Source organism: Silvimonas sp. (assembly GCF_031291215.1).
GTDB lineage: Bacteria > Pseudomonadota > Gammaproteobacteria > Burkholderiales > Chitinibacteraceae > Silvimonas > Silvimonas soli.
On record NZ_JARLJK010000059.1, the window covers coordinates 97,621 to 111,755 of the forward strand.

General features: G+C 57.4%; 14 protein-coding genes. 8 read left to right on the forward strand and 6 right to left on the reverse strand.

Translation table 11 applies throughout. The features are described from left to right. The first annotated feature begins 8 nt into the window (after positions 1 to 8). The 5 genes from P4L78_RS05040 (at position 9) to adk (ending at position 3,143) form a co-directional block, all read left to right on the forward strand. A complete protein-coding gene (locus P4L78_RS05040; RefSeq protein WP_283148295.1) occupies positions 9 to 431 on the forward strand; it encodes a biopolymer transporter ExbD in 423 nt (140 codons plus the stop codon). Then, positions 431 to 1,486 carry a tetraacyldisaccharide 4'-kinase gene (gene lpxK / locus P4L78_RS05045; RefSeq protein ID WP_309327143.1) on the forward strand — a complete coding sequence of 352 codons (1,056 nt, stop codon included), beginning with the start codon at positions 431 to 433 and terminating at the stop codon, positions 1,484 to 1,486. The genes P4L78_RS05040 and lpxK overlap by 1 nt, the downstream gene beginning before the upstream one ends. Beyond that, the gene (locus P4L78_RS05050; RefSeq protein WP_283148297.1) at positions 1,467 to 1,652 is read left to right on the forward strand and encodes a Trm112 family protein; all 186 of its coding nucleotides are present in this window, start codon (positions 1,467 to 1,469) and stop codon (positions 1,650 to 1,652) included. The genes lpxK and P4L78_RS05050 overlap by 20 nt, the downstream gene beginning before the upstream one ends. After that, on the forward strand, positions 1,649 to 2,413 hold the full coding sequence (gene kdsB / locus P4L78_RS05055) for a 3-deoxy-manno-octulosonate cytidylyltransferase (protein ID WP_309327144.1): 765 nt from the start codon (positions 1,649 to 1,651) through the stop codon (positions 2,411 to 2,413). Before P4L78_RS05050 ends, kdsB begins: the two co-directional genes overlap by 4 nt. A 73-nt stretch (positions 2,414 to 2,486) precedes the next feature. After that, the gene (adk, locus tag P4L78_RS05060) at positions 2,487 to 3,143 is read left to right on the forward strand and encodes an adenylate kinase (RefSeq protein WP_309327145.1); all 657 of its coding nucleotides are present in this window, start codon (positions 2,487 to 2,489) and stop codon (positions 3,141 to 3,143) included. A 73-nt stretch (positions 3,144 to 3,216) separates the two neighbouring features. Here the strand turns inward: adk and P4L78_RS05065 are convergent, their stop codons facing one another. The 5 genes from P4L78_RS05065 to aceB all read right to left on the reverse strand — a co-directional run bounded on the left by P4L78_RS05065 (position 3,217) and on the right by aceB (position 9,142). Continuing rightward, positions 3,217 to 3,852, reverse strand: coding sequence for a histidine phosphatase family protein (locus tag P4L78_RS05065; RefSeq protein WP_283148300.1), 636 nt, complete (start codon positions 3,850 to 3,852; stop codon positions 3,217 to 3,219). A 122-nt stretch (positions 3,853 to 3,974) separates the two neighbouring features. Beyond that, entirely contained in the window at positions 3,975 to 4,472 is a 498-nt protein-coding gene (locus P4L78_RS05070) for a glycine zipper 2TM domain-containing protein (RefSeq protein WP_283148301.1), read from the reverse strand. 153 nt (positions 4,473 to 4,625) lie between these two features. Continuing rightward, positions 4,626 to 5,243 carry a glutathione S-transferase N-terminal domain-containing protein gene (locus P4L78_RS05075; RefSeq protein ID WP_283148302.1) on the reverse strand — a complete coding sequence of 206 codons (618 nt, stop codon included), beginning with the start codon at positions 5,241 to 5,243 and terminating at the stop codon, positions 4,626 to 4,628. Positions 5,244 to 5,410: 167 nt separating this feature from the next. After that, positions 5,411 to 6,724: a DUF3422 domain-containing protein gene (locus tag P4L78_RS05080; RefSeq protein ID WP_309327146.1), complete on the reverse strand. Its 1,314-nt coding sequence runs from the start codon at positions 6,722 to 6,724 to the stop codon at positions 5,411 to 5,413. Between the two features lie 822 nt (positions 6,725 to 7,546). Next, positions 7,547 to 9,142, reverse strand: coding sequence for a malate synthase A (gene aceB / locus P4L78_RS05085; RefSeq protein ID WP_309327147.1), 1,596 nt, complete (start codon positions 9,140 to 9,142; stop codon positions 7,547 to 7,549). Between the two features lie 215 nt (positions 9,143 to 9,357). On the opposite strand from aceB, the gene P4L78_RS05090 reads away from it, so the two are divergent. From P4L78_RS05090 to P4L78_RS05100, 3 genes are all read left to right on the forward strand, one after another. Continuing rightward, positions 9,358 to 10,254 carry a LysR family transcriptional regulator gene (locus tag P4L78_RS05090; protein WP_309327148.1) on the forward strand — a complete coding sequence of 299 codons (897 nt, stop codon included), beginning with the start codon at positions 9,358 to 9,360 and terminating at the stop codon, positions 10,252 to 10,254. A gap of 199 nt (positions 10,255 to 10,453) precedes the next feature. Beyond that, positions 10,454 to 10,909, forward strand: coding sequence for a hypothetical protein (locus P4L78_RS05095; RefSeq protein ID WP_309327149.1), 456 nt, complete (start codon positions 10,454 to 10,456; stop codon positions 10,907 to 10,909). A 304-nt stretch (positions 10,910 to 11,213) separates the two neighbouring features. Next, positions 11,214 to 11,858, forward strand: a complete 645-nt coding sequence (locus tag P4L78_RS05100; RefSeq protein ID WP_283148307.1) for a glutathione S-transferase family protein — start codon at positions 11,214 to 11,216, stop codon at positions 11,856 to 11,858. Positions 11,859 to 12,552: 694 nt separating this feature from the next. Here P4L78_RS05100 and aceA read toward each other — a convergent pair. After that, positions 12,553 to 13,833, reverse strand: coding sequence for an isocitrate lyase (gene aceA / locus P4L78_RS05105; protein WP_309327150.1), 1,281 nt, complete (start codon positions 13,831 to 13,833; stop codon positions 12,553 to 12,555). Positions 13,834 to 14,135 lie beyond the last annotated feature (302 nt).

The window sequence follows — 14,135 nt, forward strand, 5'->3', positions numbered from 1 at the left end:
ATTCCGACATGAATTTTCGACGCGGCCGCAAGCGGGAAGAACCGGAAATCAACTTCGTCCCGCTGATCGACGTGCTGTTGGTGATTCTCATCTTTGTGATGGCGACCACCACGTACTCCAAGTTTGCTGAACTCAAGATCAACTTGCCGACGGCCAGTGCCGACAAAACGCCGGATAACCAGCCGCAAGCAGTCAATGTGGCGGTTTCGGCCAACGGTCAGTACAGCATCAATAACCAGCTGGTCAGCTTCAGTTCGCCAGATGACTTTGCGCTGCAACTGCGCAAGGCGGCAGGCGGCTCGACAGATCCGATGATCGTGATCGACGCTGACGCGCAGTCCACTCACCAAAGCGTGGTGAACGTGATGGAAGCGGCGCGCATTGCCGGTTATGGCAAGCTGACCTTCGCGACGCAGAACCAGAGCAAGTAATGTCGCAAGCAAATACGCGCTCCACCGGCTTTGCCCAGTGGCTAGTGCAAGCGTGGTACAAACCCGGTCCTGGTGGCCGGGTTTTGCTTTTTCTGCCGCTGGCGTGGCTGTATGGCGCCATTACGGGTTTGCGGGTTTGGCTGTATCGTCGCGGCTTCAAGCGTAGCGAGCATCTGCCGGTGCCGACCATTGTGGTGGGCAATATCACGGCCGGTGGTAGCGGCAAAACCCCGCTGACCATCTATCTGGCACAACAACTGGCAATGGCGGGCTTCACGCCCGGCATTATCAGTCGCGGCTACGGTGGCTCGGCGGAAGTGGCAACTGAAGTCACGGCCAGCGCTGATCCTGCCCTGGTCGGCGATGAGCCGGTGCTGATGGCTCAAGCCACCGGTGTGCCAGTGGTGGTGGGGCGCGATCGTATCGCGGCTGGCCAGGCTTTGCTGGCTGCTCACCCCGGCGTGAACGTGATCCTGTGTGACGACGGTTTGCAGCATTACCGGCTGCAGCGCGACATTGAGTTGTGTGTCATTGATGGCGAGCGTGGCTTGGGCAATGGCTTGATGTTGCCAGCGGGCCCGTTGCGGGAAGCAGTCTCGCGGCTGGCTGCGGTCGATGCCGTGATCGTGAATGGTGGAACGCCTCGCTCATGGCACGAGCGCACCTTCGGTATGCAATTACTACCTGGTGCGATCTACAGCTTGGGCCAACCGACCCAAACCACGCCGGTGGCGGCGCTGGCCAATCAGACGCTGCATGCTGTGGCGGGTATCGGTAATCCAGCGCGTTTTTTTGCCACACTCGCGCAACTGGGCCTGAGCACGCAAAACCACGCATTTGCCGACCATCAGGCCTATACCGCAGCTGATCTGCCCGCCGATGGCATCATCATCACCACCGAAAAAGATGCAGTGAAGCTGGCAACGTTGTCCGGGATTGTCGCTTCGGATGATAGAATCCGGGTTTTGCCGGTACGCGCACAACTGGATGACGGGTTGATGACGTGGCTGGCGGCACGGATCAATGAGGTTAGCAATGGACGCCAAACTGCTTGAAATTCTGGTCTGCCCGCTCTGCAAAGGGCCGCTGGTTTTCGACAAAACCCGCCAGGAACTGATCTGCAAGGCTGATCGGCTGGGCTTTCCGATTCGCGACGGCATTCCCACCATGCTGGAAACCGAAGCACGCGAATTGCCAGCCGACGAGGAAGTAAAGGCGTGAGCTACGTAGCGCTGATCCCGGCCCGGATGAAATCCACCCGCTTGCCGGATAAACCCCTGGCGGATATCGGCGGCAAACCAATGATTGTGCGCGTGGCTGAACGCGTGGGTTTGTCTGCGGCAATTCGCGCAGTGGTCGCCACGGATGATCTGCGTATTCGCGACGCGGTGGAAGCGGCCGGCTTTGAAGCAGTGCTGACGCGGGAAGATCACCCTTCCGGCACGGATCGTCTGGCCGAAGCAGCTGATCTGCTGCAACTGGCCGACAGCGATATCGTGATCAATGTGCAAGGTGACGAGCCGTTGATTGACCCGGCGTTGCTGGATCACGTGGCCGCATTGTTGCAGGCTGATCCGGATTTACCCATGGCCACCGCCGCCCACCGTATCCACGATGCGGCAGACTTCTTTAATCCGAATGTGGTGAAAGTGGTGCTGGATGGGCGCTCGCGAGCGCTGTACTTCAGCCGCGCGCCGATTGCCTGGGCACGCGACGCCTTTGCTGCCGACAAAACAACCTTACCAGATGGTTTTGACGGGCTGCGCCACATTGGCATTTATGGTTATCGTGCCGGTTTCCTGCGTACATACAGCAGGTTGCAAGCTGCGCCGCTAGAGGGCTGGGAGGCGCTGGAACAATTGCGGGTGCTATGGCATGGTTACGCTATTGGTGTGCATGTGGCCGAACACGCACCGGCGCCCGGCGTAGACACCCCCGAAGATTTAGCACGCGTGCGCGAGTTTTTTGCCGCGAACGCCTGACCCGATTTCGCTTTACTTGTTATTTATCCAATAGTCATTAATCCAATAAACGAAACCACAGGGACTGCACACAATGAGGTTGATTCTGCTTGGCGCACCAGGGGCCGGTAAGGGCACCCAGGCCACCTATATCAAAGAAAAATTCAACATCCCGCAAATTTCTACCGGCGACATGCTGCGCGCTGCCGTCAAGGCGGGCACTCCGCTGGGCCTGGAAGCCAAGTCCATCATGGATGCGGGCGGCCTGGTGCGTGATGACATCATCATCGGTCTGGTGAAAGAACGCATTGCGCAGCCGGACTGTGTAAACGGCTTTCTGTTTGACGGTTTTCCGCGCACCATTCCGCAAGCTGAAGCCATGAAAGATGCTGGCGTCGTCATCGACTACGTGGTTGAAATCGACGTACCCGATAGCGCCATCATTGAGCGTATGGCTGGCCGCCGCGTACATATGGCGTCGGGCCGCACCTATCACGTCAAGTTCAACCCGCCTAAAGTGGCTGGCAAAGACGACGAAACCGGTGAAGAGCTGATCCAGCGCGAAGACGACAAAGAAGAAACCGTGCAAAAGCGTCTGGCCGTGTATCACGAACAGACCGAAGTGCTGGTTGGCTATTACGGCAAGCTGGCCGCAACCGGTGATGCCACCGCGCCCAAGTATGTAAAGGTCAATGGCGTGGGCGATGTAACGGCCGTGCGTGATGAAATCTTCAAGGATCTGGGCGTCTGATTCATCAGCCCCGGATTTAAAACAAAACCCCGCTTTGGCGGGGTTTTGTTTTTGCTGGCTGCCGCGGGCAGGGTTATTCCAGAATGCCCGGGTCCAGGTGCGATACGTCGCCCCAATCGATCATGCTGAATTTCTCGCCATCAAACGCAATGCGGTTGATGCTGGCATTCAACAGCAAGTGATCACGCGGCACTTCATAGCTCTGGCCCATCGCCAGGCGATAAGCAATATCCAGCACGCCACCGTGGGCCACCACCACCAAATTGCCATCCGGGTACTGGCCGGCAATGCGCCGCAGCACTGTATCCACGCGGTGGGCAAACTGGTTGATGCTTTCACCCTCCGGAATCTGGAAATCCACATCCCGTGCCTTGATGGCGGCCGAAGCATCAGGATGTTCCACCGCGATCTCGGCGCGCGTCAGCCCTTCCAGAACGCCATAGTTGCGCTCACGTAGTTCCGGGTCCAGATGCATGGGCTGGCCAAGTGCGCCGCTGGCGGGTTGCGCAGTTTGCTGCGCGCGACCCAGATCGCTGACCCAAAACGCGGTAAACGGCTGACGCTCGTTTTCGGCAATCAAGCGCTGGCCCAGCAGGGCGGCTTGTTCCAGCCCGGTTTCGTTCAGCGGAATATCGGTGTGGCCTTGCATGCGGCCAGCGGCGTTCCAGGAGGTTTCGCCGTGACGAATGAGCCAGAGAGTTGTTGCCATGCGCTGCGTCCTTGTGAAATGACTTGAGCGTCGGAAGAGGGGAAAAGCAAAAGGCCGCATTCGCGGCCCTGTACTTTTACTTTCAAGCGGACTGACAGCTTACCAAATATCCACCGCGCTCGTTATCGCGGAGTGACATTAACCTCAACCGGAATACGGTCACCCGGCTGTTGCGGCATGTTGGCAGTGAACTGGCGGCCCTTGTAGTCATAAGTCACGCGATAGCCAGTAACCTGATCTTGCCAGCCATCAACCTGGCGGCAACGCTGCACTTGCTGGTTTTGCACTTGCGGCTGGCCGCTGCCGACCGAATTACCGATCAGCGCACCGCCGATAGTACCGGCAACCGTGGCGGCATCTTTCCCTCGCCCGCCACCCACCTGGTGACCAAGCACACCACCGGCCACACCACCGATAATGGTGCCCAGTACGCCACCCGACTGATTCTGGGTTTGTACCTGCTGGTTTTCAGTCCAGCATTCTTGATGCGGGGTGTTTACACGTTGCACGATGGCAGTGGAATTCACCACACGTGCGTAATCTGGATAAGCCTCGGCCATTGCGCAACCGGTGACCAAAGCAAGCAAGACGGCAATTTGTGTTTTGATATGATTCTTCATGGTTTTCTCCTCGTGATACTTCCGTATGACATGGAGATTAAAACGCATAAAGCTTCAATTGGCTTACGACAAATTCACACTCTGACGCTTCGTTACACGCGGACACACAGCGCTGGTGAGATCGTTCACAGGCCGGAGCGGCAAAAACACCAATCAAGCGGCCGGGGGCGGTGGGGCGGTTTCGATAAACGAAGGACGCTCAGCCAGTTTCAACTGCAATTTCAGCAAGTTGGGCCAGGCTGTTTGCCATTCCAGCGCGGGAAAGCGCATGTTCAGATAGGTCAGCAGGCAACCGACCGCCACATCGGCCACGGTGAAGGTCTCGCCCGTGCACCATTTGCGCTCGCCCAGGTCAGTCGACAACTGCGCCAGGCCGCGATCAATGCGCGCCTGTTCATGGCTGATTACCGCTGCCGATTGCTGTTTGGCTGGCCGCCGATGTTCTTTGACGATAACGATGGCCGCATCCAGCATGCCATCGGCCAATGCTTCCCAACGCTTCACCCCGATCGCCTGGCGCTGGTCGGCCGGAATCAGTTTGCCAACCGGCGAGACGTGATCCAGGTAGTCGACAATGACGCTGGAGTCATACAGGGCCCGATGGTCGTCCAGGATCAGCGTTGGCACTTTGCCCAGCGGATTGAGGTCATTCACCGGGCTGTCAGCCACCCCGGTTGCGACCTCGATCAATTGCAGGTCAATGCGCTTCTCCAGGCACACAATGCGTACCTTGCGGCCGAACGGACTAGTCAGAGAGGTATAAAGCTTCATGGATGGCGGTTTTGCGTGGGCTCTTGATCGATTCTAGTTGCCATCATGGACGACAGCTAGCTCCGTTGCAGCAAAGCCACATTACGAGAATCATGGACGGGCCATGATCCTCGCATAGATAGCGGCGAAATAGCGCAGATGTTTGCTGCCGCCCGTCGGCATAGCGCTTAGCGATGGATTTCTGCTGCCAGCCTGCGCCGCAGTTTGCGCCCCGTCAGATAGATACCCAGCGCGACCAAAGGAATGGACCCGGCCATGACCATCTCGGGATTCAGCGACAAGCCGGCTGCCTTCAGCCCCTTAGCCACGTAGCCAATCAAGGCAACGCCGTAATAGGTGATCGCGGCAATCGACAGGCCTTCCACCGTTTCTTGCAGGCGCAATTGCAAATGTGCGCGCCGATCCATCGAGCTCAACAGTTCCTGGTTTTGCCGTTCCCGCGAAATATCGACGCGGGTACGCAGCAGCGCCGAGGCGCGATTCACTCGCTCGGCCAGCACTCGCTGACGCCCGGCGACGGATTCGCACGTGTCCATGGCCGGTCGCAAGCGCCGTTCCATAAATTCATGAAACGGCTGGATGCCCTGAATGCGCACCTCACGCAATTCCTCGATCCGCCGCCGCACGATGTCGTAATACGCATGCGAAGCCGAAAAGCGAAAATCAGTCATCGACAGGGCACGCTCAATACGCGCCGCCAGTTGCGTCAGACGGTCCAGCACCAGCGGCTCATCGGCCATTCGGGCCTCGGTCATGGCGTTGGTCAGCTCAGACAGTTCGCGATCAGCATGGGTCAGTTCCGGCGAAATACTCTTGGCCAGCGGCAGCGCCAGAAACGCCATCATGCGATAGGTGTCGATCTCGAACAGCCGTTGCAGCATACGGCCAGCTTGCCTCTGCCCCATACTGCGATCAACCAGTAAATAACGCGAGAAACCGTCCGGGTGGATATGAAAATCCGTCAGTACCTTGCCCACACCGCCACCAATTTCCGAGCCGATCAGATCGTTTCCGGCAAAGAACTGGTTGGCAATGGTTTCCATGCCGTGCGGCAAGTCGCGCTCGCTCATCATGCCGGCGTGCGCGGCCACCAGCACTTGACCAGGCAATTGTTGCAGCCAGTCCGAAGGCACAGTGCTCAGCGCCGGCTGGGCAAAGGGGTCGGGCACCCAGCCATGACGAGTGAAGGTGTACGAAGAAAACTCAGAATGCCGCGCCCACTTGATACGCATGGCACCCACATCCACCGAGTAATGAATCTGCGCCGAATCAGGCGGCGTGGCATCAAATTGTGTGCAGAGCTGGCTCAGTAACCAGTGCTCTTGTTCGTGGGTGAAATTGCGATTCAGAAAGGCGATATAGCTGATCTGGCTGGGCGCGCTCACCGGATCAAAGGGCCGGGCATGCGCTTCATCGGCCAGATCGTGGCGTAGTGGGTGATCAACCAGCCGTAACGAAGAAGGGGTGTCGAGGACGAGCATCGGTGTCTCCTGGTTCGTTCAATGACACAGGCATGATACTTGTTTTTGGCAAATTTTGTGCGATGCAGCATGGGCTGTGGGTTGTAGTGGAAATAGTGCAACTTCGGTTTTCTTTGGGGTGGGGCGGGTGTAGCCAGCCGTTGCCTGGTTTCAATGCCAGCATAAAAGCCAAAGCTTGAGTGCCTTCGGCACGGGTGTGAAAGGCGCTTGATACCCCGGGGTGCCGGGGAGCACGTTTGTTTTCTTTGCGTCGCCAAAGAAAAGAAACCAAAAGAAAGGCGACCCGGGACGCGAGCGTCCGACGGGGCCCAAGGTCAAAGGCCGAAACGAACCGTCTGAGTGCCAAGAGTCTTCGCGCGCCTCCGGCGTTCCCTCGGTCGGCCGGAGCCTGAGGTCTCCGGCTCTCGGTCAGCGTGATCAGCCGTATTGTCTACCAGGTAAAAGCAAAAGCATTCCCCCGTAGGGTGGATTCGGAGCGAAGCGACAATCCACCATTTGCAACCTGACAGCAACAGCAACAATCTTTGGCATACCCACAACATCGTCATTCCCGACCTGGCGGGATCCAGATTCGTAGCCCGGATAAAGCCTGCCCCTCGGGGGCCACTACAAAGGACCTGGATTCCACATATGCCAGTTGCAGGGGGCGGCGGGAATCCGGGGCCGCAACATATCAACTTGGCGCCAGCATTGGCGATTGCCAATGTCACTCCCCGGATTGCTGTGCGAATCCCGGCTACGGTTTCATCGCAATGAATCACGCTTCCAATGGTCATAAAAAACGGCACCAACTGGTGCCGTTTTCATTAGCTACAACTTCAATCAAATTTCTTCATACAGCGGCAAAGTCAAAAACTCTGCAAAGCCCGCGTTGGTACTCATGTCTTCGAAAATCGCCGCTGCGCGGGTATACGGGATGCGCTGGAAGGTGTCGTCGCCATGTTCCGTGCGGATCGCTTGCAGAATCTGCGGGATCATCTCGCGCACCATGCTGGCGGTGACTTTGCGGCCATCGTCCAGCAGGCCCTTGTCAGAGCGAATCCACTGCCACACCTGGCTGCGGCTGATTTCGGCGGTGGCGGCGTCTTCCATCAGGTTGTGGATCGGCACGCAGCCGTTGCCCGCCAGCCATGAGCCCAGATACTGGATGCCCACGTCGATATTGGCACGCAAACCGGCTTCGGTGATCGGTGCTTCGGGCTGGAAGTTGAGCAGGTCGGCGGCCGTGGTGTTGACATCCGGGCGTTGTTTGTCGATCTGGTTGGCGCGCTCACCCAGCACTTTTACCCATTCTTCCATAGCAATTCCGACCAAGCCCGGGTGGGCTACCCAGCCGCCGTCAAAGCCATCGCCCGCATCGCGGGTTTTGTCGGCGCGTACGGCGGCCAGCGCTTTTTCGTTGGCGACCGGGTCGTTCTTGATCGGGATCAGCGCGCTCATGCCGCCAATGGCCGGGGCGTTACGGCGGTGGCAGGTCTTGACCAGATTAAGCGCGTAGGCGCGCATGAATGGCACGGTCATGGTGATCTGGGCGCGGTTGGCCAGGCAGAAGTCCTTGTCGGTCTTGAACTTCTTGATGCAGCTGAAGATGTAATCCCAGCGGCCCGCGTTCAGGCCCGACGAATGTTCGCGCAATTCGTACAGGATTTCGTCCATCTCGAAAGCGGCGAGAATGGTTTCGACCAGTACAGTGGCTTTGATCGTGCCTTGCGGGATGCCGACTTCTTGTTGCGCCAGAACGAAAATCTCGTTCCACAACCGCGCTTCCAGGTGTGATTCCATCTTGGGCAGATAAAAATACGGTCCGCTGCCACGGGCGATCAGTTCTTTGGCGTTGTGGAACAAGAACAGTGCCAGATCAAAAATCCCGCCGGAAACCCGCTGGCCATCCACAGTGACGTGTTTTTCATCCAGATGCCAGCCGCGCGGGCGCACGATGAGCGTGGCGACTTTATCGTTGAGTTTGTATTCCTTGCCCGCTTCATTGCGAAAACCCAGCGTGCGGCGAATGGCTTGCTTGAGGTTGATCTGGCCTTGAATCTGGTTGTCCCAGTTGGGCGTATTGGAATCCTCAAAGTCCGTCATGTAACTGTCCGCGCCAGAGTTCAGCGCGTTGATGATCATCTTCTTTTCAACCGGGCCGGTAATCTCGACGCGGCGGCAGGCCAAATCGGCCGGTAGCGGCGCAATGGTCCAGTTGCCTTCGCGTATGTGTTTGGTCTCGGCCAGAAAATCCGGACGCTTTCCGGCATCCAGTTCTTGTTGGCGAATCACCCGCTTGCCCAGCAACTCCTGGCGGCGGCCTTCAAAAGTACGGTGCAATTTGGCTACCAGAGCCAGCGCTTCGGGCGTCAGAATTTCGGCAAATTCAGGCGTAACGGTGGCGTGAATGGCAACGCCTTGGGGCAACTGGCTCATGAAAGCATCCTCAAGTTGAAAGGTAGTGGGCTGATTTGTGACTACAGCCAGTGTAGTTAGCAAATCATGAGATAAAAAGACCTGTCAGCGCACATGATCTTTTACTTTTTGGTACATAATTGCCTGGGCCAAGCGGACGCAATTGCGCTCGTGCGCGGTGGCGTGACTGTCCTGGACTTCCCGACCCATTACTTATCCCGCAGCGGTAAACAGATATGAGCTCTCTTAAACAACTCCAGACGTTCATCGAGGTCGTTAACCAGGGCTCGCTCAGCGCCGCTGCGCGGGCTGAGGGCGTAGTTCCTGCCGTGATCGGCCGACGGCTGGATGCGCTGGAGGAGCGCCTTGGCGCCAGGCTGCTGGTACGCACCACGCGCCGCATTACGCTGACGCAAGAAGGTATCGCCTTTTTTGAAGATGGCCAACGCATCCTGGCTGAACTGGAAGAGGCCGAAGCGGCGGTAGCTTCTGGTAGCAGCCGGGTGCGGGGGCATTTGCGGGTGACGGCCCCGGCGGGATTTGGTCGCCGCCATGTAGCGCCACATCTGGCAACGTTCCAGCGCGCTCACCCGGATTTACGTGTCACGCTGGATTTGTCCGACCGGCTGGTTGATCTGGCGGGTGAACGCGTGGATTGCGCCATTCGCATCAGTGAACTGGCCGACTCCAGTCTGGTGGCGGTGCGGCTGGCCGAGAACCGCCGCGTGGTGGTGGCTGCCCCGGCTTATCTGGCGCAACACGGCATTCCCAAATCGCTGGGCGATCTGGCGCGGTTTGAATGTCTTTCGCTGGGGGCCAGCCAGTCGCGCGGCTGGACCTTCCGGGTCGATGACCAACTGGTGAATCACAAGGTCAGTGGGGTACTAGAGTGCAACGATGGCGCAGTGCTGCATGAGTGGGCGCTTAAAGGTTATGGCCTGGCATGGCGTTCGCTATGGGAAGTGAAAGATGACCTCACCGACGGGCGCCTGGTGACGGTGCTGGACGCGTTTTCTTCGCCTGACTACCCGGTTTATGCGGTGATGCCGCAGCGTAAATTCCTGCCGCAACGCGTGCGCCACTTTATCGACCATCTCAAACAGATCTATGCCCAGCGCGATTACTGGGATTAACGCACCCGCATAGTGCGTAAACGGGCGCAGATCGCCGCGAAAAGCGCATAAATACACCGTAAGTCGGCTTACGTTGTGCCAAGGTTGTCAGACAGCGAAGCGGTCATATTCATTACATGACACCGGAATATAATATTTCTCACGATCAAACCATCGGGTTACAGATGGCCTGGGAGTATGTGTTCTTGGGGTGAATATCATGAGTAAGGTCGCTTCGCCGTTATATGCGAGCGCGATGTATATGGCGGTGCTTTCCGCCGTGGCTGTACCGGGGTTGCTGTTGTCTTGTGTCGTTTCAGTGTTGATGAAGCTGGAATTAATGAACTTGGGAATGAGCCGTGGGCACGCTGCAACATCTGCAGATGTGCTGGGTTTTGGATTGCTGGCAGCAGTATGTGCCTTGTGGTTCCTGCGTGATGCAGTGCGGTTGACTGACTGGGACTGGAACGTTTTATTCCGGCCCTGGTTTGTCGGTATGGTCTTCAATTTTTACCTCGGGCTGGCCATTTGCAGCCGCCGGGTTTTTGATGATCTGCTGGGTTTGCAACCTTCGCTGTCGATCGCGCTGGCTTTCTGTGCTTGTGTCTTGATCTCCAGTGCGTGGTGCTGGTTCTTGTTACAGGTGCGCTTTGCCCAAGTACTTGATGTGACCTGACTGCGGTCAGGGGTAGTGCGCCAGATCTGCTGACAGAAGCGCGATCTGGTCAAGCGCCAGCTTGATCCGGGCTGGCAAGGGGGCGCGTTGTGGTCGGTATCGCTACAGCTGATACATCTGACCCAACCACTCGCGTGTACTCATGTCGCATGCTGACCAACTAGCTGCATATCGGTATGTTCTACGTCGCGATCAAAATGAAAAACCGCCAGCGATGGCGGTTTTTCTTTGTCTGGCATCGGTCTATCCTGTTGATTCACGTCGCCGTTAGTCTTGGCGCCACCGCTCATGAATGGAGAAAAGCATGCTTAAAGTCTGGGGTAGACGCAATTCGCTGAACGTGCAGAAAGTAATGTGGGCTATCGGCGAACTGGGTCTGGCGCACGAACACATCAACGCGGGCGGCGCTTTTGGCGGGCTGGATACGCCGGAATTTCTGGCGCGTAATCCGCATGGCCGCATTCCGCTGATTGAACATGATGGCGTGAACGTGTGGGAGTCCCACGCCATTTTGCGCTACCTCGGCGCGGTGGCGGGCGAGGGCTCGCTCTGGTCAGCTGATCCGGCACAACGCGCAGTGGCCGATGGCTGGCTGGATTGGGCGCAGACCTCCTTGCAACCGGCATTCATCGATCTCTTCTTTGGCTTCTACCGCACCCCGGAAGCTCAGCGCGACCCGGTTCGCATAGCCAAAGCGACGCAACGCTGCGCAGAGCTATACACCTTGCTGGATCGGCAACTAGCACAGCGCCCGTATCTGGGCGGCAATACGCTGACGTTGGCAGACTTTGGCGCGGGAACGACGTTGTATCGTTACTTCGAGATGGATGTGCAAAGACCAGATATTCCCCATGTACAGGCCTGGTATGCGCGACTGGCGGAGCATGCCGCGTATCGCGAGCATGTGATGCTGCCGTTTGAGGATATGTATGGGAATTTGCCCGCTTAGATGCATGGGTTTTCGAGTGCTGGTTGGGTAAGGTGGGTACAAGCACCGCCGTGCACGGTAGCGTTTGAAGTCAAAAGCGTGAGTGCCTGCGGCACGGTGTTAAAAGCATTTGATACCCGGTGGTGACCGGGACCACGTTTCTTTCTTTTGCGTCGCCAAAAGAAAGAAACCAAAGAAAAGGCGACCCCGCTGCCGCAAGGGGCCCCGAGGTCAAAAGCTGGACCCCTCGGGGGCACCCCCACAACGATGCAGAATGGTTCGGATGCAGGTCGCAGGGGGAACAACCGTCTGTTGGCACGTGTTCTCTGCGCGGCTCCGCCGTTCCCTCGGTCGGTCTGAGCCTAAGGTCTCTGACTCTCGGTCGGCGAATTTTGTGGCTTTGTGTGCCTCGTTAAAAAGCATCGCGATAGAGGATTTGTAGCCCGGATGAAGCGTGCCCCTCGGGGGTACCCCTGCAAAGTCCCCGCATGCCACATATAACCGTTGCAAGGGGTTGCGAGAATCCGGGGTTGCGGTGCGTCAACAGGGCACTGGCTTTGTTTTGGTCAACATGGCTTCCCGGATTCTCACTTCGTTCATCCGGGCTACGATCCTGTTCCCCGTTTCCCGCCCAAAAAAAAGCCGCCCCAGACAGGGCGGCTTGTTAATGCGTGAAGACAAGAACTGCAGTACTACTACATCAACACATCGAACCTCAGTGAAACTGTTCTTCCTCTGTCGAGCCCTTGAGCGCGGTGGTGGAGGACTGGCCTTGCTGGATGGTTTGTGTCACGGCATCAAAGTAGCCAGTGCCCACTTCGCGCTGATGCTTCACGGCGGTGAAGCCACGATCGGCGGCGGCGAATTCGGCTTGTTGCAGTTCTACAAACGCGCTCATGCCGGTGCGGGCATAACCGTGGGCCAGGTTGAACATACCGTAGTTCAGTGAATGGAAGCCAGCCAGGGTAATAAACTGGAACTTGTAGCCCAGTTTGCCCAGCTCTTGCTGGAACGTCGCGATGGTGGCGTCGTCCAGGTTTTTCTTCCAGTTAAAAGACGGTGAGCAGTTATACGACAACAGCTTGCCCGGGAACTTGGCGTGGATAGCCTGAGCAAATTTGCGGGCGTATTCCAGGTCCGGCTTGCCGGTTTCGCACCAGATCAGATCGCAGTACGGCGCGTAGGCCAGACCACGGCTGATGGCTTGTTCCAGACCGGGTTTGGTCCGGTAAAAGCCTTCTGGAGTGCGTTCGCCAGTGCAGAATGGTTGATCGTTGGGGTCCACATCGCTGGTCAGCAAATCGGCAGCTTCAGCGTCGGTGCGAGCAACCAGAATGGTCGGCACGCCCATGACATCTGCAGCCAGACGTGCAGCCACCAGTTTTTCAACGGCTTCACGCGTTGGCACCAGCACCTTGCCGCCCATGTGGCCGCATTTCTTGACCGAGGCCAGTTGGTCTTCAAAGTGCACACCGGCAGCGCCGGCTTCGATCATGCCCTTCATCAGTTCATGTGCGTTTAGCACGCCGCCAAAGCCGGCTTCGGCATCGGCCACAATCGGGGCAAACCAATCCAGGCTATCGTCGCCTTCGGAATGCGAAATCTGATCGGCGCGTTGCAGGGTATTGTTGATGCGACGCACGACTTGCGGGACCGAGTTCGCTGGGTAAAGCGACTGATCCGGATACATTTCGCTACCCAGATTGGCGTCGGCGGCGACTTGCCAACCTGAGAGATAGATGGCTTTCAGGCCTGCTTTGACTTGCTGCATGGCCTGGTTGCCGGTCAGCGCGCCCAGCGCGTTGACGTATGGTGTTTCGTGGAGCAGTTTCCACAATTTGTTGGCGCCGGTACGGGCCAGCGTGTGCTCGACTTGTAGTGAGCCACGCAGTCTTTCAACATCAGCAGCCGTGTAGGGCCGCGTAACGCCTTTCCAGCGCGGGTTTTCTCGCCAATCTTGTTCCAGTTGAGCAATACGTTGTTCACGAGTGGTCATGGCGTTCTCCCGCTGTAATATTGGCTTTGCAGCCAGGTTGAAATATTTTGCAGAGGTGCTTTACGCAGAAATATTGCGTTGCAGCATCAAATGTAGTCCGATTTTTATTACTACATATTGGGGATTGCCCCAGGGGCGGAATTTGAAATGCAAAGCGTCCTGAATAAACAGTCGGCTGCTACGTTTTAGCTGATATTGCCCGCCCGTCGTGTCGTTGCGGCGCAACATAAAAAAACCACATTTTCGGGCTGAAACAGGGGCGCAATCAGGCTGGGCGTACCGTCTGGCGAGCGAAATGGCGC

Excerpts from the sequence above, each read along its gene's own strand:
- P4L78_RS05040 (WP_283148295.1), top strand. The coding sequence starts at position 9 with ATGAATTTTCGACGCGGCCGCAAGCGGGAAGAACCGGAAATCAACTTC.
- lpxK (WP_309327143.1), top strand. The coding sequence starts at position 431 with ATGTCGCAAGCAAATACGCGCTCCACCGGCTTTGCCCAGTGGCTAGTG.
- P4L78_RS05050 (WP_283148297.1), top strand. The coding sequence starts at position 1,467 with ATGGACGCCAAACTGCTTGAAATTCTGGTCTGCCCGCTCTGCAAAGGG.
- adk (WP_309327145.1), top strand. The coding sequence starts at position 2,487 with ATGAGGTTGATTCTGCTTGGCGCACCAGGGGCCGGTAAGGGCACCCAG.
- P4L78_RS05065 (WP_283148300.1), bottom strand. The coding sequence starts at position 3,852 with ATGGCAACAACTCTCTGGCTCATTCGTCACGGCGAAACCTCCTGGAAC.
- P4L78_RS05070 (WP_283148301.1), bottom strand. The coding sequence starts at position 4,472 with ATGAAGAATCATATCAAAACACAAATTGCCGTCTTGCTTGCTTTGGTC.
- P4L78_RS05075 (WP_283148302.1), bottom strand. The coding sequence starts at position 5,243 with ATGAAGCTTTATACCTCTCTGACTAGTCCGTTCGGCCGCAAGGTACGC.
- P4L78_RS05080 (WP_309327146.1), bottom strand. The coding sequence starts at position 6,724 with ATGCTCGTCCTCGACACCCCTTCTTCGTTACGGCTGGTTGATCACCCA.
- aceB (WP_309327147.1), bottom strand. The coding sequence starts at position 9,142 with ATGAGCCAGTTGCCCCAAGGCGTTGCCATTCACGCCACCGTTACGCCT.
- P4L78_RS05090 (WP_309327148.1), top strand. The coding sequence starts at position 9,358 with ATGAGCTCTCTTAAACAACTCCAGACGTTCATCGAGGTCGTTAACCAG.
- P4L78_RS05095 (WP_309327149.1), top strand. The coding sequence starts at position 10,454 with ATGAGTAAGGTCGCTTCGCCGTTATATGCGAGCGCGATGTATATGGCG.
- P4L78_RS05100 (WP_283148307.1), top strand. The coding sequence starts at position 11,214 with ATGCTTAAAGTCTGGGGTAGACGCAATTCGCTGAACGTGCAGAAAGTA.
- aceA (WP_309327150.1), bottom strand. The coding sequence starts at position 13,833 with ATGACCACTCGTGAACAACGTATTGCTCAACTGGAACAAGATTGGCGA.